At 71.3% G+C, this 16,066-nt stretch carries 15 protein-coding genes and 1 tRNA gene; 3 read left to right on the top strand and 13 right to left on the bottom strand.

The annotated features are described in order from the left end of the window. Positions 1-14 precede the first annotated feature (14 nt). The gene (locus SOM19_RS08090; protein WP_320486023.1) at positions 15-944 is read left to right on the top strand and encodes a phosphotransferase; all 930 of its coding nucleotides are present in this window, start codon (positions 15-17) and stop codon (positions 942-944) included. Here SOM19_RS08090 and SOM19_RS08085 read toward each other — a convergent pair. From SOM19_RS08085 to SOM19_RS08065, 5 genes are all read right to left on the bottom strand, one after another. Then, entirely contained in the window at positions 884-1,732 is an 849-nt protein-coding gene (locus tag SOM19_RS08085) for a hypothetical protein (protein WP_320486022.1), read from the bottom strand. The two genes, SOM19_RS08090 and SOM19_RS08085, sit on opposite strands and share 61 nt — an antisense overlap. Before the next feature lie 98 nt (positions 1,733-1,830). Further along, positions 1,831-2,667, bottom strand: a complete 837-nt coding sequence (locus tag SOM19_RS08080) for a hypothetical protein (RefSeq protein WP_320486021.1) — start codon at positions 2,665-2,667, stop codon at positions 1,831-1,833. 75 nt (positions 2,668-2,742) lie between these two features. Beyond that, positions 2,743-2,817: transfer RNA gene (locus SOM19_RS08075), tRNA-Gln, on the bottom strand. Positions 2,818-2,915: 98 nt separating this feature from the next. Continuing rightward, on the bottom strand, positions 2,916-4,433 hold the full coding sequence (gltX, locus tag SOM19_RS08070) for a glutamate--tRNA ligase (protein ID WP_320486020.1): 1,518 nt from the start codon (positions 4,431-4,433) through the stop codon (positions 2,916-2,918). 11 nt (positions 4,434-4,444) lie between these two features. Further along, the gene (locus SOM19_RS08065) at positions 4,445-5,413 is read right to left on the bottom strand and encodes a LysR family transcriptional regulator (protein ID WP_320486019.1); all 969 of its coding nucleotides are present in this window, start codon (positions 5,411-5,413) and stop codon (positions 4,445-4,447) included. Positions 5,414-5,518: 105 nt separating this feature from the next. Between SOM19_RS08065 and SOM19_RS08060 the strand changes: the two genes are divergently transcribed. Continuing rightward, positions 5,519-6,583: an aminotransferase class V-fold PLP-dependent enzyme gene (locus SOM19_RS08060; RefSeq protein ID WP_320486018.1), complete on the top strand. Its 1,065-nt coding sequence runs from the start codon at positions 5,519-5,521 to the stop codon at positions 6,581-6,583. 9 nt (positions 6,584-6,592) lie between these two features. On the opposite strand, the gene SOM19_RS08055 is transcribed toward SOM19_RS08060, so the two are convergent. From SOM19_RS08055 to SOM19_RS08030, 6 genes are all read right to left on the bottom strand, one after another. Next, positions 6,593-7,390, bottom strand: a complete 798-nt coding sequence (locus SOM19_RS08055; protein ID WP_320486017.1) for a class I SAM-dependent methyltransferase — start codon at positions 7,388-7,390, stop codon at positions 6,593-6,595. Then, a complete protein-coding gene (locus SOM19_RS08050; protein ID WP_320486016.1) occupies positions 7,383-8,681 on the bottom strand; it encodes an MFS transporter in 1,299 nt (432 codons plus the stop codon). The genes SOM19_RS08055 and SOM19_RS08050 overlap by 8 nt, the downstream gene beginning before the upstream one ends. A gap of 3 nt (positions 8,682-8,684) precedes the next feature. Further along, positions 8,685-9,452: a fumarylacetoacetate hydrolase family protein gene (locus tag SOM19_RS08045; RefSeq protein WP_320486015.1), complete on the bottom strand. Its 768-nt coding sequence runs from the start codon at positions 9,450-9,452 to the stop codon at positions 8,685-8,687. A gap of 40 nt (positions 9,453-9,492) precedes the next feature. Continuing rightward, positions 9,493-10,599 carry a branched-chain amino acid aminotransferase gene (locus tag SOM19_RS08040; RefSeq protein WP_320486014.1) on the bottom strand — a complete coding sequence of 369 codons (1,107 nt, stop codon included), beginning with the start codon at positions 10,597-10,599 and terminating at the stop codon, positions 9,493-9,495. Between the two features lie 79 nt (positions 10,600-10,678). Next, positions 10,679-11,746 carry a 3-isopropylmalate dehydrogenase gene (locus SOM19_RS08035; protein WP_320486013.1) on the bottom strand — a complete coding sequence of 356 codons (1,068 nt, stop codon included), beginning with the start codon at positions 11,744-11,746 and terminating at the stop codon, positions 10,679-10,681. A gap of 37 nt (positions 11,747-11,783) precedes the next feature. Then, on the bottom strand, positions 11,784-13,328 hold the full coding sequence (locus SOM19_RS08030) for an MFS transporter (protein ID WP_320486012.1): 1,545 nt from the start codon (positions 13,326-13,328) through the stop codon (positions 11,784-11,786). 75 nt (positions 13,329-13,403) lie between these two features. On the opposite strand from SOM19_RS08030, the gene SOM19_RS08025 reads away from it, so the two are divergent. Continuing rightward, positions 13,404-13,949 (top strand): TetR/AcrR family transcriptional regulator, encoded by a 546-nt coding sequence (locus tag SOM19_RS08025; protein ID WP_320486011.1) that lies wholly within the window; start codon positions 13,404-13,406, stop codon positions 13,947-13,949. A 9-nt stretch (positions 13,950-13,958) separates the two neighbouring features. Here SOM19_RS08025 and SOM19_RS08020 read toward each other — a convergent pair whose 3' ends face one another. Both SOM19_RS08020 and serA read right to left on the bottom strand, forming a co-directional pair. Then, a complete protein-coding gene (locus SOM19_RS08020) occupies positions 13,959-14,420 on the bottom strand; it encodes a DUF2867 domain-containing protein (RefSeq protein ID WP_320486010.1) in 462 nt (153 codons plus the stop codon). Positions 14,421-14,430: 10 nt separating this feature from the next. Further along, positions 14,431-16,035 carry a phosphoglycerate dehydrogenase gene (gene serA / locus SOM19_RS08015; protein WP_320486009.1) on the bottom strand — a complete coding sequence of 535 codons (1,605 nt, stop codon included), beginning with the start codon at positions 16,033-16,035 and terminating at the stop codon, positions 14,431-14,433. Positions 16,036-16,066: the final 31 nt, after the last annotated feature.

The following is a 16,066-nucleotide window of genomic DNA, read 5'->3' as shown; positions in this document are numbered from 1 at the left end:
GCTAGGGTCGAACGATGCCCGACAAACCTCCCGCCGAAGTGAGCATCGACGAGGCGCTCGTGCGGCACCTCGTCGTCGTACAGGCCGGGCACGCGGTGCCGGATGCCGCAACCCTTTCGCTCACCCGGGTCACCGCGGGCTGGGACAGCGACATCTGGCGACTGGGCCAGGACGTCGCCGTGCGCCTCCCCCGACGTGCCCTCGCGGCGCCGCTCATCCTCAACGAGCACCGGTCACTCCCGCTGATCGGGCCGCACATCGAGGCCACCGGCGTGAGGGTTCCCCTTCCCCTCGTCCTGGGCGTGCCGGCAGAGGGATTTCCCTGGCACTGGTCGGTCGTCCCCTGGATCGACGGCGCGCGCGGAATGGACGTGCCGCGCACTGATCGCCATGTCTGGGCGGCACCTCTCGCCGCGGCGCTGGCCGCGATGCACGTCGGCGCCGGCCCGGGATTCCCGGTCAATCCCGTGCGAGGCCACGCGCTCGAGACGCGGACCACGGCGTTCGAGGACCGACTGCGCACCCTGCTCGCCGCGACGCTCGTCAGCCCCTCGGACGCGGCGGCGCTGGCGGCGCGCTGGGACGCCGGAATCGCCGCATCGCCGTGGGCCGGGCCGCCCGTCTGGATCCACGGCGACCTTCACCCGGGCAACCTGGTCGCCGGACGGCAGACGCTCGCGGGCATCATCGACTTCGGCGATGTGACGGCGGGCGACCCGGCTTACGACCTCGCCGTCGCCTGGCTCGCGTTCGACGCCACCGGACGCGAGCGCTTCGTCTCAGCGACCCGCCGCCGCTACGACGCCGCCACGTGGCTGCGCGCACACGCCTGGGCTGCGGCCGTCGCCGTGATGCTGCTCGCTCACAGCGACGACGACCCGGACTATGCCGCCCTCGGCAGGGAATCGGTGCGCGAGGTGGTCGGCCCCAAGCTCTCCGGCTGACTGCCCGCCGTGCTCAGCCAGACCTCCACGGAGCCCGGTCGTCCGATGAAGCGGATGACGCTCCCCTCGGTCAGCGGCTCCTCCAGCTCGAACGGCAGTCCGTCGTAGACGGTGAAGTCGAGCACCGGGTCCAGCGCGCCGCTTGCGCAGGTGGCGGACAGGAGATCGCCCCGGTAGGACACCAGCACGCAACGCGAATCGTCGCTTGCGCGCGCCGTCCACACGTCGATCCGCTCGAACGGCTCGTGGGGCACGACGGTGCCCGGGTCGACGCCCCAATAGTTCAGGTTCTCGACGAAGCCGTCGCCGCGGACGCCGGCGCCGGGCGAGACGTCGAGCGTGCGATCCGGTCCCTGCGCCGCATTGAGGGGGAACGCCGCGCCGATCCCGATGCCGGCCACCAGGCCTACCACGCCGACCCCGGCAGCGATGGTCCAGGTCGGGATACGCCGCCACCATGGCCTCCCGGCCCCAAGGGGTGCGAATGAGTCGGTCGCGGATGCAGCGCCGCCGGCGGGCGAGGGGTCGTCGTCCGAGCGAGCCGCCCCTTCCGGCGCCGCGGATGCCTCTCCCGCGGCGATGGGTGGGGGCGCCGCGGCGACTCGCGGGCGAGCGGCCGGTGCCGCGGAGACGGGCTCGTCCTCGCGGGTGCGGGCGAGGTCCTCGAGTTCGCGCAGACGGGCCTGCGCCTCGGGGTCGCGCTGGATGTCGGCATCCGGGCCGTACGCGCGCCGCCGCAGGTCGGCGAGCTCCCTCGACGGGTCGGGCGACAGCGGCGGCGCGTCCATACGGCCCATTATCCGCCCTCGTTCAGCTCCAGCGGGCCGGGTCGTGCGCCGTGATCCGCTCGAGGAGGCGTTCCGCGACCGGGTCTGCCGTCGCCGAGTCACGTCTCCGGCGGCTGAGCGTCCTGCACGGTGACTTCGACGACGTCTCCCTGCAGCTCGAAGCGCACGACGCTCCCGATCTGGCTGTCCTCGCCGAACGGGCGCGGGCCGCCGAGCTCCACGACGAAGTCGACGACCGGCGGCAGGCCCCCCGGCAGGCACCGGCCGTCGGCCCACTCCTCGCCCCAGACCACGACGAGACACGTCTCGCCGTCGGCATTCGGGCCTGAGCGAACCTCGAACCCCTGGAACGGCCGATGCAGGACCATGTCGCCGTCGATGCCCAGCCAGTCGAAGAGGCCCGCGACCCAGTCCGCCGTCAGCGCCGGCGCCGTCTCGCCCGTGAGCTCCAGGGTGTCGTCCGGTCGGTCCGCGAGAACGGGGGGAAGGACGAGTCCGATCACGAGGCCGGCGACGGCGGCGACGGCGATGGGCAGCCACCGCGGGATCCGCCGGCGGCTCGGGGCGGACGATGTCGGAGCCGGCTCGCGACTGTCCCCCGTCACGGTGTCGGGCGGGCCCGGAGCGCGGGTGCCCGCGTCGGGAGGGCGCGAAGCGGTGGTGCTCGGAGCCGTGGGGTGCGTCGCCGGACGGGATCGGCTCGGAGGGTCGTCGTCGGCGGAGGAACCAGGCGTCAGGGTCGCGGCGAAGGGAAGAGGTCCGGCGGCCGCCGCCTGGTCGGCCGGAGAGGATGCCGCCCGGACGAGCGACTCCAGCTCCTCGAGCCGCCGCTGGGCATTCGCGTCGCCGTCGATGTCGGCGTCTGGACCGTACGCCCGGCGACGCAATCCAGCCAGTTCGCGCGCGAGCGCATCGGGGAGCGTCGGCGCGTCCATGAAGCCATTATCGGGGCGGACGGCCGAGTGACGCCGGGCAAACGAAAAACCCCCGCTCAGCGGGGGTTTTCTCGTTGGCTGGGGTACCTGGACTCGAACCAAGAACAACGGTACCAGAAACCGCCGTGTTGCCAATTACACCATACCCCAAGGCGTTCGACCGGAGTCGTGCCGAGGAGTAAGTCTACGTGACGGGAGCGGCCAGACCAAACTGAGGAGCTGGCCGCATCGGCCGTCGGCGTCTTCGCCTACTCCGCGCGGAACGACCCGAGCGCCGCGAGCCGGCGGATCGATTCCGCCTTGCCGAGCAGCTCCATCGACTCGAAGAGCGGCGGTGAGATCCGGCGTCCGCTCACGGCGACGCGCAGCGGTCCATATGCGACGCGGGGCTTGAGCCCGAGTTCGGTGATGAGCGCGGCGGTGAGCGCCTCCTGCACGGCGGCGGCCGTGAACTCGCCGTCCGGAATCCGCTCCAGAGCACCGACGGATGCCTCGAGCACGGCCGCGGTGTTCTCGGGCAGTGTCGCCAGAGCGTCGTCCGCATAGGAGACCTCGTCGGTGAACAGGAAGCCCAGGAGCCCCGGCGCGTCGCCGAGGAGCTGCATCCGCTCCTGCACGAGAGGAGCGGCGGCGGCGATGATCGCCTGCTGGTCGGCGGTGGGCGGCTGCGCCACCAGTCCCGCCGACGCGAGGTAGGGCACCAGGCGCGCCGCGAAGTCGGCCGGCTCCAGCATCCGCACGTGGTCCCCGTTGATGGACTCTGCCTTCTTCTGGTCGAATCGCGCCGGGTTGGGATTGACGTCCACGATGTCGAACTCGGCGACGAGCTCGTCGAGCGAGAACACGTCGCGGTCGGGTCCGATCGACCAGCCGAGCAGCGAGAGGTAGTTCAGCAGGCCTTCATGGATGAAGCCCTTCTCCCGCTGCAGGAAGAGGTCGGCCTTCGGGTCGCGCTTGGACAGCTTCTTGTTGCCGACCTCGCCGAGGACGAGCGGCATGTGCGCGAAACGCGGGATGAACGTGGTCACGCCGGCCTCGACGAGCGCCCGGTAGAGCGCCAGCTGACGGGCCGTGGACGGCATGAGGTCCTCGCCCCGGATGACGTGCGTGATGCCCATGAGCGCATCGTCCACCGGGTTCACGAACGGGTACAGCGGCACGCCGCCCGCGCGTACGAGCACGAAGTCGGGGAAGGATCCCGCGGGGAAGGTGACCTCGCCGCGGATGAGGTCGACGTACGTGAGGTCCTCGTCGGGCACCCGCAGGCGCCACGCCGGCTCACGGCCGTCCGCCCGGAACGCCGCCCTCTGCTCGTCGGTCAGGTCGCGGTCGAAGTTGTCGTAGCCCAGCTGCTTCGCGCGGCCGTTGGCCTCGTTGCGCGCGTCGATCTCCTCGGCGGTCGAGTAGCTCTCGTACACGGCACCGGCGGCGACGAGCTTGTCGAGCACCTCGCGATACAGGTCGTGTCGCTGGGACTGGCGGTACGGCGCGTGGGGTCCGCCCACCTCGACGCCCTCGTCCCAGTCGATCTCCAGCCAGCGGAGCGCATCGAGCAGCTGCTGGTAGCTCTCCTCGCTGTCGCGCGCGGCGTCGGTGTCTTCGATGCGGAAGACGAGCCTCCCGCCGTTGTGGCGGGCGTAGGCCCAGTTGAAGAGCACGGTGCGGATCAGCCCGACGTGCGGAAGACCCGTCGGCGAGGGGCAGAAGCGCACGCGCACATCGGCGCCGGTCGCTGTGGTGGTGCGGGGATCGGGTGAGGAAGACATCGCCGACCAGTCTAGTTGCGGGATGCCGCGCCCCCACGGGCCTCGGGGCCCACCGTGCCGAGCAGCCGCACGATGGCCTCGAGGGTCGCCCTGATCGCGGGGACGCGGTCGGCGCCGTGGGCGGTGACGACGTGGATGGTGCGAGCCTCGGTGGACGGGAGGGGCACGGTCACGACGCCGGCGAGCTGCGGGAAGGATGCCACGGCCATACGCGGCAGCGTCGCCACGCCGATGCCCTGGGCGACGAGTCCTTCGACGGCCACGAAGTTGTCGGTCTCGAACGCGATGTGCGGCTCGAAGCCCGCACGCGCACACAGTTCAAGCAGATGCCCGCGGCAGCGGGGGCACCCGGCGATCCACTTCTCCCCGGCCAGCGACGCCATGTCGACGCCGTCCTCGGTGACGGCGGGATGATCGACCGGGAGCACAGCGAGCAGGTCGTCCGTGCCGACGGCATGGACCGAGAGGCCCTGCGCGCTGGACCCGTGGGGGTCTTCCCGATCGCCCGGGTAGCTGAAGGTCAGCGCGATGTCGGCGTTGCCCTCGCGGACGGCCTCCACCGCCTCGGGCGGCTCGGCCTCGAGATAGGTCACCGTGACGCCGGCGTGGTGGGCCTCGAGGTCGGCCAGGAGCCGAGGGACGATCGTCGGCGAGGCCGACGGGAAGCCGACGAGACGCACGCGTCCGGCGCGGAGACCGCGGAGCTCTGCCAGCTCACCGGCGGCGGCATCCAGCGCCGTGGTCACGGTGGGCGCGTGACGGGCGAGGATGCGCCCCGCCTCGGTCAGCCGGACGCTGCGGCCCACCCGCTCGACGAGGGGCACCTCGAGCTTGCGCTCGAGTCGCTTGAGCTGCTGGCTGACGGCCGGCTGGCTGTAGCCGAGAGCCGCTGCCGCGCCGGTGATCGATCCCTCGTCGGCGATGGCCTTCACGACCCGCAGGGCCTGCGCGTCGATGTCGATGTCGTCGAAGGAGGGCACGCACACAGGGTAGGGCCAGTCCGACACCGACGCATAACCTTTCGTCATGATTCGCATGCGAAACCTCCTGTAGACGAATAGAAGGCGTGTCGCGAAGCTGGGAGCATGCTCGCCACGCACTCCCCCGTCTTCGCTGCCGCCCGTGCAGAGTTCGACGGCGGTCGCGGGTACCTCGCCGCGTGCACCGTCGGTCTGCCGACGCGCGCCGGTCGAGCGGCCGTGGTGGCCGATCTGGATGCCGCGGCCCTCGGCCGCCCCGACCTGATCGCGTACTCCGCCGCTGTCGAGCGCTCCCGCGCCCACTTCGCCGCCCTCGTCGGGGTCGGCGCCGATCGGGTGGCCATCGGCTCGCAGACCTCCGTGGCCGCGGCACTGGTCGCGGCCTCCCTTCCGGAGGGCGCGGACGTGCTCATCGCGGAGGGCGACTTCTCCTCCATCGTGCTCCCGTTCGTCCACTCCGGCCGCGGTCTGAATGTCCGCACTGCGCCGCTCGAGCGGCTGGCCGACGAGATCCGGCCCGCAACCGCGCTCGTCGTGTTCTCGATCGTCCAGTCGGCCACCGGCGTGGTCGCCGATGCCGACGCGATCCTCGCCTCCGCCGAGACGCACGGCACGCGGACGCTGTGCGATGCGACCCAGGCGGTCGGCTGGATGCGGGTGGAGGCATCCCGCTTCGATGCGGTCATCTGCCACACCTACAAGTGGCTGTGCGCGCCCCGAGGCGTCTCGTTCCTGACGGTGTCGTCGCGGCTCGAGCGCGACATGCCGGCCCTTTTCGCGGGCTGGTACGCCGGAGCGGACCCGTGGGTCTCGTGCTACGGCGGCGGCGTCGAGCTCGCGCCGGACGCCTCCCGCTTCGACGTGTCGCCGGCCTGGCAGGCGTTCGTCGGCGCGGAGCCCGCCCTCGCGCTGTTCGCGTCACTTCCCCCTGACGAGCTGCACGCGCACAGCACGCGCCTCGCCGGGGCGTTCCGAGAGCGGCTCGGCATCGAGCTGCCCGAGCGGCAGAGCGCGATCGTCACCTGGGAGGACCCGGACGGAGTGGACCTGGTCCGGCTCACCACATCGGGGGTCGTCGCCTCCGGGCGAGCCGGCCGTGCCCGCGTCGCGTTCCATCTGTTCAACGACGACGAGGACGTCGAGGCGGCGCTGACCGCCCTCGGACGTTAGACGAAGCCGCTAGTCCGCGCGCACACCGACCGCGAGCACCGCGGTGTGGGGGAACCGCAGGAGCCCGTCGTCGTCGATGCGCAGCCGCGTCTCCTCGAGGTAGGCCCGGTGCAGCGCGGTGCGGGAATCGTCCTCCAGCGACTGATGGATGCCGCCGATCGTCGCCACACCCCCGGCGACGCCGATCCACAGGTCGGCGGGAGAGATGACGAAGGTCCACGACACCGCGGTCGCACGGATCTTCGCGAGCCCGACGGCGCCGAGCAGCGCGGCGAGGCCGTCGGGGGTGCGGAGAATGTCAGGCTCGGTGGACTGGGAGTCGGCGGGATAGGCGGCGGCCCCCGAACGCGCGAGAGAGGCCTCCCACAGCGGGCGCAAAGGGCTGGGCCCCCAGGGCCACACAGTGATGGCGACAGCGCCGCCGGGTGCGGCGACGCGGGCCAGTTCCCCGGCCGACTTGAGCGGATCGGCGACATGGTTGAGAACGAAGCTCGCGGCGACGGCGTCGAACGAGCCGTCGCGGAACGGCAGGGCGGGCAGTGCCGCCACGGTCAAAGGCAGGGACGGATGCCGCCGCCGGGCGGCGTCCACCATCGACGCCTCGGCATCCACCCCCTGGGCCGTGTAGCCGCGGCGCGCGGCGGCCGCCGCGACCGTGCCCGCGCCGGTGCCGACATCGAGGAAGCGCCCGGCGGCCGGGACGCCCCGGGCGGCCTCGATCGCGTCCAGCAGCGGCTCGGCCGCGCCCTCGCACAGGCGCGCGAACGACTGCGCGTAGGGCTCGCCGGTGCCGGACCAGTCAGCCATGCGCGGCAGCAGAGACCCGCTGGGGGCCGCGGGCGAGCGGCGCCAGCGCCACGGTCGCGACGACCGCGATCCCGACGACGAGCGCGAGCCCGCCGTAGCCGATCCAGGCCAGCACGAGCCCGGCGAGAATCGCCCCCGTCGCCCCCACGAGGCTCATGATCAGGTCGCTGCGGCCCTGACGGCGCGTGCGCATCGCCTCCGACGAGGCCTCGGTGAGCAGCGTCGATCCCGACACGGTGGTCGCGCTCCAGCCGAGGCCGAGCAGCACGAGCGCAACAGTCACCCACGTCGTCGACTCCTGCCCGAACGACGCCGTCACCAGCGCCGCTGCGAGCAGGCCCTGGCCGATCATGATCGTGGGGATGCGGCCGAGCCGGTCCGCGAGGATGCCGAAGACCGGCGACAGCGCGAACATCCCGGCGATGTGCAGGCTGATCGTCAGCCCGATGATCGAGAGCGACGCGCCGTGGTGGAGCAGATGCACGGGCGTCATCGCCATGACGGACACCATCACGCCGTGCGCCGCGGCCACCGCGAAGATCGCGTACCGGGCGACCCGGGGATCGTCGGGCTTCGCGATGGCCGTGGCCGATGCCCGGGCGGCCGCGACCACGCGCTGCGCGAGCAGCAGCGGGTCGGGGCGCAGCGCCAGAAGGTACAGCAGGATGCCGAGCACCTGCGCCACGACCGTGATCAGGTAGGGACCGGTCAGCGGGGGCATGCCCACGGCCTGGCCCAGGACCTCTCCTGGTCCGGTCAGATTCGGCCCCAGCACCGCGCCGACGGTCGTCGCCCACACGACGATCGAGAGGTCTCGTCCGCGCGTCGCGTCGGTGGCGAGGTCGGCGGCGGCGAAGCGTGTCTGGAGGTTCGCCGCCTGCCCGGCGCCCACGAGTCCGAAGGCCACGAGCAGCAGCGGGAACGACGAGACTCCGACCGCGAGCACGACCAGGACCACGCCGAGGAGGGCGACGGTCATGCCCATCGCGAGGGAGGGCCGGCGGCCACGGCGGCGCGCGAACGTCGCGAGCGGCACGGCGACGGCAGCGGTGCCCAGAGTGATGGCGGCCGCGGCAAGGCCGGAGAAGGCCTCGTCGCCCGAGATCTCGGCGGCGAGCACCGCGCCGAGCGACACGGTGGCTCCGAATGCCAGGCCGCCGAGCACCTGGCCGAGCGAGAGCACCCACACCGTGCGCCGCTGCACCCTCGCGAGCTCGGGCGGAGCGAGGACCGCGGCATCCGCTCCGCCGTCGGCGCTGACCGCCGGCTCGTGTGGGATCGGCGCGGACATCGGCTACGCGGCGCGGGCGGTGTTGCGCAGGATGCCGAGCCCCGTGATCTCGACCTCGACGGTGTCGCCGGCGACGACCTGGCCGACCCCGGCCGGCGTGCCTGTCAGGACGACATCGCCCGGGAGAAGCGTGAACGCGGCGGAGGCGTAGGCGATGACGTCGGCCAGCGAGAAGATCATGTCGCTGATCGGACCGTTCTGCCGGACCTCGCCGTTCAGGCGCGTGGTGATGACCGCGGAGCCGTTCGGGTCGAAGTCGGTCTCGATGGCGGGGCCCAGCGGGCACGACGTGTCGAAGCCCTTCGCCCGGGCCCACTGCCCGTCGGACTTCTGCCAGTCGCGCGCGGTGAGGTCGTTGGCGATCGTGTAGCCGAACACGTAGTCCAGCGCGTTCTCGGCCGGGACGTTCTTCGCGATGCGCCCGATGACGGCGGCGAGCTCGCCCTCGAAGCTGATGAAGTCGGAGCCGGTCGGGAGGACCACCGCATCGCCCGGGCCGATCACCGACGTGTTCGGCTTGAAGAAGAGCATCGGCGCGGTCGGCACGTCGTTGCCGAGCTCCGCGGCGTGATCGCGGTAATTGCGGCCGACGCACACGACCTTCGACCTCGGGATGACCGGGGCCAGCAGGGCGACATCGCCGAGCGGGACGCGCTCACCCGTCGTGTCGAACCCGGCGAACATCGGATCGCCGTCGAGGACGACGAGCTCGCCCTCGTCGACGATTCCGAACCTGATGGCGTCGTTGTGGCTGAACCGCGCGATCTTCACCGTGACAGCCTAGCCTCGGCATCCCCCACCGCGAGGGGCTTCAGCCGTCGAGGCGGACCAGCCAGCCGTGCTTGTCTTCACGGCGGCCGTACTGGATGTCGGTGAGCTCCTCGCGCAGCGAGAGTGCGAGCTCGCCGATGGGCTGCTCGTCGACGAAGTCCTTGCCCTTGAGGAGGCCGATCGGCGTGACGACGGCGGCGGTGCCGCACGCGAACACCTCCACGATGTCGCCGGATGCCACGCCGCTGCGCCACTCGTCGAACGAGACCGCGCGGCGCTCGACGGTGTGCCCGCGGTCCTCGGCGAGCTGCAGGATCGAGTCGCGCGTGATGCCTTCCAGGATCGACGGCGACTGCGGGGTGACGATCGTGCCGTTCTTGTAGACGAACACCACGTTCATGCCGCCGAGCTCCTCGACGTTGCGGTCCTGGTCGAGGAACACGACCTGGTCGCAGTCGTTCTCGTACGCCTGGGACTGCGGCAGGAGCGAGGCGGCGTAGTTGCCGCCGGTCTTCGCCGCGCCCGTGCCGCCCTTGCCCGCCCGGGCATAGTCCTCGCTCAGCCAGATCGACACCGGCTGGACGCCGCCCTTGAAGTACGCACCCGCCGGCGAGGCGATCACGTAGTAGCCGACCTTCTGCGCCGGGCGCACGCCGAGGAACGCCTCCTTGGCGAACATGAAGGGTCGCAGGTACAGGCTCTGGTCCTGGCCGGAGGGCACCCAGGCGCCGTCGATCGCGACCAGTTCGCGCAGCGACTGGATGAAGTACGAAACCGGAAGCTCGGGGAGGGCCAGGCGCCGCGCGGAGCGCTGCAGACGACGGCCGTTCTGATCGGGGCGGAAGGTGTGGATCGAGCCGTCCGCGTGACGGTAGGCCTTGATGCCCTCGAAGATCTCCTGGCCGTAGTGGAGCACGGCGGCCGCCGGGTCGAGCGACAGCGGGCCGTACGGCTGCACGCGAGGACGGTGCCAGCCGCCGCGGGCGGACCAGCAGATGTCGACCATGTGATCGGTGAAGGAGGTGCCGAAACCGGGGTTGGCGAGGATCTCGTCGCGCTGCGCGGCGGACTTCGCGTTGAGGTTGCGGTTGACGGTGAACTCGAGCGGGGTGAGTCCGGTGTCGGTGTCGGTGTCGGTGAGCGTCATGACGGGCCTGTGCTTTCGTGCGGAGCGTTCCGCTGCATGGTGACGGTGCAGTCCTGCCGGAGGGCTTGGCGGTTCCAGGTTACGCCTGGAGCCGCGCGGCGATGGCGTCGCCGATCTGCGCCGTGGTGCGGGATGCCGAACCCCGGTCCGCGATGTCCGCCTCGACCGCGCGGGTGACGGCTTCGGATTCCGTCCCGAGCCCGAGGTGATCGAGCAGCAGGGCGGTGGAGAGGATCGCGGCCGTGGGGTCGGCCTTCTGCTGACCCGCGATGTCGGGCGCCGAACCGTGGACGGGCTCGAACATCGAGGGGAACGCGCCGTCGGGGTTGATGTTGCCCGAAGCGGCGAGGCCGATGCCACCGGTGACGGCGCCGGCCAGGTCCGTGAGGATGTCGCCGAAGAGGTTGTCGGTGACGATCACATCGAAGCGACCGGGGTTCGTGACCAGGAAGATGGTGGCCGCGTCGACGTGCAGGTAGTCTACGGCGACTCCGGGGTGCTCGGCCGACACCGCGTCGACGATGCGCTTCCAGATGCCGCCGGCATGCACGAGCACGTTGGTCTTGTGCACGAGCGTGACGCGCTTCGACCGGCGCTCGGCCAGCTCGAACGCGTAGCGCACCACCCGCTCGACGCCGAACGCGGTGTTCACGGACGTCTCGTTGGCCACCTCGTGCGGCGTGCCGCGGCGGATCGAGCCGCCGTTGCCCACGTACGGTCCCTCGGTGCCCTCGCGCACGACCACGAAGTCGATGTCGCCGGGTGCTGCGAGCGGTCCGGGAACCCCCGGGTACAGCTTCGACGGACGCAGATTGACGTAGTGGTCGAGCTCGAACCGCAGCTTCAGCAGCAGACCGCGCTCGATGTTGGCGTCCTTCAGGCGCGCATCGCCGGGGACTCCCCCGACGGCGCCGAGCAGGATCGCATCGTGCGCCTTGATCGCATCGAGATCGGCGTCGGTCAGCGTCTCGCCGGTCTCGAGGAACCGGGTGGCGCCCAGCGAGAAGCGGGTCTTCTCGAAGCGGATGCCGCTCCCCGCGGTGGCGGCGTCGAGCACCTTCTCCGCCTCGGCGATCACCTCGGGACCGATGCCGTCACCCGGGATGACGGCGAGCTTCACGACACCTGAGTCCTGCACGCGCGGCATTGCTCTCCTCGACTGGCGTCCGGCGGGACCCCCGGGCTCAGTGCTCGGGCGCGGACGCGGTTCTCTCCAGGGTAGTGGCCGCGATCACCGCGGCCACGACGATGAGTCCCGCGCCGATGAGCGCCGTGATGCCGACCCCGGCGTCGAACGCGTGGGCCGCGGCATCCCGCAGCTGATCCGCCATGGCAGGATCGAGGCCGTCCGCCGCGGCGACGGCACCGGCGAGCGTCTCGCGGGAGGCCTCGGCGGCGCCCGCCGGCAGTCCGGCCGGCAAGACCAGGCTGCCGCGGTACAGCGCTGTCAGCAGCCCGCCGAGGATCGCCGTGCCCAGCACCGCGCCCAGCTCGTACGCGGTCTCCGACACCGCGCTCGCGGCGCCCGCCTTCTCCGGAGGAGCGCTCGAGAGGATGAGCTCGTTCGAGACCGTCTCGGCCATGCCGATGCCGATGCCGAGCGCGACGAACGCGCCGACGAGCATCCCGACGTGCCCGTCCTGGGCGGTCAGCGCGATCGTGACGTAGCCGAGCACCGACATCGCCAGCGCCGTGGGAACGATGACGCGCGGCGAGAAGCGCTTGGCGAGCGGCACGACGAGGAGGCCGGCGGCGATCATCGCCGCCAGTCCGGGAACGAGCGCGAGACCTGCCTGCATCGGCGTGAGGCCGACGATGAGCTGCAGGTGCTGCGCGACGAAGAACAGGAACCCGACGAGCGCGATCACGCTCAGCAGGTTCACGAGGATCGCGCCGCTGAAGGATCCCCGGCGGAAGAGGGCCATGTCGAGCATGGGGGTCTCCAGGCGCAGCTGGCGCCTCACGAAGAGCGCGGCGAACAGCACGCCCGTACCGAAGAGCACCGGCGCCGGGCTCGCGAGCCCGTGCACGGCGAGCTCCTTGATCGCGTAGACGATCGGCACCAGCGCGGCGAGCGACAGCAGGATGCTGAGCCCGTCGATGCGGCCGGGGTTCGGGTCGCGGCTCTCCGGCACCAGCAGCGGCACGAGGATCAGCAGGGGCACGAGCACGGGCACGGCCATCAGGAAGACGGATCCCCACGAGAAGTGCTCGAGGAGGATGCCGCCCACGACCGGTCCGAGCGCGGCGCCGGCGGAGAAGCCTGCGGCCCAGATCGCGATGGCGAGGCGTCGCTGGTCGCGGTTGGTGAACACGGTCCGCAGCAGCGAGAGCGTGGACGGCATCAGCATGGCGCCGAACACGCCCATTCCCGCCCGGGCCGCGATGAGCAGCGCCGCCGTGGGCGCGAACGCGGCGAGAGCGGAGACGATGCCGAAGCCGGTGGCGCCGATGAGCAGCATCCGTCGCCGTCCGAAGCGGTCGCCGAGCACGCCCATCGTGACGAGCAGGCTGGCGAGCACCAGTGGATACGCGTCGATGATCCAGAGCTGCTGAGCGCTCGTCGGCTCGAGGTCGAGCGCGATGGCGGGCAGCGCGAAGCTCAGCACGGTGTTGTCGACCGACACCAGCAGCACCGGCAGCATGAGCACCACGAGCGCCAGCCACCCACGCCAGCCGACGCGCTCATCCTCGTGGGAGAGCGTGCGCGGGAGTGTTGCGGTGGTCATGTCGTCCTCAGTTTCTATACCGTCCAGCCGGTATACTATCAGGATGCCACGACGCGCGTCGATAGCATCGACCACATGAGCCGTCCTCCCCTCGCCCGCGAGAAGGTGCTCGACGCGTTCGAGACGATCCTGATCGACGAGGGCGAGCGGGGCGCGACGATGGAGGCCACCGCCCGCGCCGCCGGCGTGTCCAAGGGCGGGCTGCTTTACCACTTCGGGTCGAAGGACGCGCTCGAGACCGCGGTCCTCGATCGCCTCCGCACGCTCGTCGAGGAGGACGTCGCCGCGATGGCCGCCTCGGCCGACGGACCCATCGACTACTTCCTGCGTACCTCGGTGATGGAGAACGACCCCATCGACCGAGCCATCCTCGCGGCGTCGCGTCTCGCACAGGGCGGAAGCGCCCCCGCCCGCGAGGCGCTCCGCGGCATCAGGGATCAGTGGGCCGGCGTGCTGCGCGCACATACGAAGGACGCGACCGCGCTCGACCTGGTGATGCTCGTGAGCGATGGCCTCTACTTCAACAACGCCCTCGAGGGCGGATCGATCCCCGGCCCGGTCCCCCGCGGCGCCGCGATGGACGCGCTGATCGCGATGGTCGAGCGCGCCGCCAAGGACTGAGCGGATGCCTCAGCCCCGGGCTGCGAGCACGCGACGCGCCCGGCGCAGCATCGAGTGCACGACCAGCGGATGAGCGAGGGACACCGGCGTGAAGTAGACCCGTCCACGCCAGTCGTTGAACGTGACGACGGTGGTGACCCGGACGACGGCGGCCTCGGCATCCACCCCCACTCCGCAGCGGAAAGTGAGGTGCGCATCGACGTACTCGATCAGTGCTTCGTCGCCCTCCACGCGACGGACGTCGAAGACGCCCTTCGGTGCCCCCTCGAGCCCGAGGAGCGGCGCGAGCGCGATGCGGACGCCCATCGCCGCCTTGACCCAGAGCGGCGCTGTGCGGGGCGAGAAGAGCGTCTCGGCCCAGATGCGGGGATCGTCCGTCGTGCGCGGCGGCTTGGACGCGAGGATCACGTCGCCGTAGTCGAACCGTCCGACGTCCTCGAACGCCAGGCTGCGGAACGTCGGCGGGGTCATCGCGGAGCCGTCAGGACTCGGTGATCTCGATCTGACGGAAGAGGTCGGCCTGGATCGCCGACCGCACTTCGTCGAGCAGGTCGTCGGCCACCGGCGAGTCGACCGTGAGCACCGACAGCGCCTGGCCGCCGGCCTCGCGACGCGCGATCTGCATGCCGGCGATGTTGATGCCCGCTTCGCCGAACTTCTGGCCGTAGACCGCGACGATGCCGGGGCGGTCGGTGTAGACCATCACGACATGGTGCTTCTCGATCGGGAGCTCGATCGCGTAGTCGTTGATGCCGACCAGCTTCTCGATCTGCTTCGTGCCGGTCAGCGTGCCCGACACGGACAGCTGGGATCCGTCCGACAGCGCCCCGCGGAGCGTGATGAGGTTGCGGTACTCGGGGCTGTCGTCGTCGACGAGCAGGCGCACCTCGACGCCGCGCTGCTCGGCGAGCAGCGGTGCGTTGACGTACGACACGGTCTCGCTCACGATGTTCGTGAAGACGCCCTTGAGCGCGGCGAGCTTGAGCACGCTGACGTCGTAGGCGTTCAGCTCGCCGTGCACCTCGACGTCGAGGCTGGTCAGCGGCGAATGCGCCAGCGCGGCGAAGATCTGGCCGAGCTTCTCGACCAGCGGGATGCCGGGGCGCACGTACGGGTCGATGACGCCGCCCGCGACGTTCACGGCGTCGGGGACGAGGTCGCCGCCGAGCGCCAGGCGCACCGAGTTCGCGACCGACACCCCGGCCTTCTCCTGCGCCTCTTCGGTCGAGGCGCCGAGGTGCGGCGTCACGACGACGTTCGGCAGCTCGAGCAGGGCGCGGGCCGTGCCGCTCTCCTCGGGGGGCTCGCTCGTGAACACGTCGAGTCCGGCGCCGGCGATCTCACCCGTCGTCAGGGCGGTGTGCAGGGCTGCCTCGTCGATCAGCCCGCCGCGGGCGACGTTCACCACGAACGCCGTCGGCTTCATGATCTTGAACTGGTCGGCGCCGATCATCCCGGTCGTCTCGGGCGTCTTCGGCATGTGGATCGTCACGAAGTCGCTCTGCTGCAGCAGCTCGTCGAGGCTCAGCAGCTGCACGCCGAGCTGCTGTGCACGGGCGCTGGTGACATAGGGGTCGTACGCGACGACGCGCATGTCGAAGCCCTGCAGCCGCGCCGCGATGAGCGCGCCGATCCGGCCGAGCCCGATGATGCCGACGGTCTTCTCGAACAGCTCGGTGCCCGTGTAGGAGCTCCGCTTCCACTGGCCGTCCGAGAGGGAGGCGTGGGCGGCGGGGATGCGGCGGGCGAGGCTCAAGATGTGGCCCACGGTCAGCTCGGCGGCCGAGATGATGTTCGACGTCGGCGCGTTGACGACCATGACCCCGGCGGTGGTCGCCGTCTTGATGTCGACGTTGTCGAGGCCCACGCCGGCACGCGCGACGACCTTGAGGACGGGAGCCGCCTCGATGGCCTCGGCGTCGATCTTCGTCGCAGACCGGATCAGCACGGCGTGCGCGTCGGCGAGGGCCGAGAGCAGCGCGGCACGGTCGGTCCCGTCGACGTTGCGCACATCGAAATCGGGGCCGAGGGCGTCGATCGTGGCGGGTGAGAGTTCTTCGGCGATGAGCACGACGGGCTTCGACACGAAAGCGGATCCTTTGGAGCGTGGGCGCGCG

The sequence above is a fragment of the Microbacterium sp. CFBP9034 genome, assembly GCF_034045255.1.
In the GTDB taxonomy this organism is placed as follows: domain Bacteria; phylum Actinomycetota; class Actinomycetes; order Actinomycetales; family Microbacteriaceae; genus Microbacterium.
The sequence above is the reverse complement of the archived record's forward strand: the minus strand, read 5'-3'. Positions and strand labels throughout refer to the sequence as shown.

Coding starts and splice junctions, on each gene's coding strand:
- SOM19_RS08090 (WP_320486023.1), top strand. CDS start 15: ATGCCCGACAAACCTCCCGCCGAAGTGAGCATCGACGAGGCGCTCGTG.
- SOM19_RS08085 (WP_320486022.1), bottom strand. CDS start 1,732: ATGGACGCGCCGCCGCTGTCGCCCGACCCGTCGAGGGAGCTCGCCGAC.
- SOM19_RS08080 (WP_320486021.1), bottom strand. CDS start 2,667: ATGGACGCGCCGACGCTCCCCGATGCGCTCGCGCGCGAACTGGCTGGA.
- gltX (WP_320486020.1), bottom strand. CDS start 4,433: ATGTCTTCCTCACCCGATCCCCGCACCACCACAGCGACCGGCGCCGAT.
- SOM19_RS08060 (WP_320486018.1), top strand. CDS start 5,519: ATGCTCGCCACGCACTCCCCCGTCTTCGCTGCCGCCCGTGCAGAGTTC.
- SOM19_RS08055 (WP_320486017.1), bottom strand. CDS start 7,390: ATGGCTGACTGGTCCGGCACCGGCGAGCCCTACGCGCAGTCGTTCGCG.
- SOM19_RS08050 (WP_320486016.1), bottom strand. CDS start 8,681: ATGTCCGCGCCGATCCCACACGAGCCGGCGGTCAGCGCCGACGGCGGA.
- SOM19_RS08040 (WP_320486014.1), bottom strand. CDS start 10,599: ATGACGCTCACCGACACCGACACCGACACCGGACTCACCCCGCTCGAG.
- SOM19_RS08035 (WP_320486013.1), bottom strand. CDS start 11,746: ATGCCGCGCGTGCAGGACTCAGGTGTCGTGAAGCTCGCCGTCATCCCG.
- SOM19_RS08030 (WP_320486012.1), bottom strand. CDS start 13,328: ATGACCACCGCAACACTCCCGCGCACGCTCTCCCACGAGGATGAGCGC.
- SOM19_RS08025 (WP_320486011.1), top strand. CDS start 13,404: ATGAGCCGTCCTCCCCTCGCCCGCGAGAAGGTGCTCGACGCGTTCGAG.
- SOM19_RS08020 (WP_320486010.1), bottom strand. CDS start 14,420: ATGACCCCGCCGACGTTCCGCAGCCTGGCGTTCGAGGACGTCGGACGG.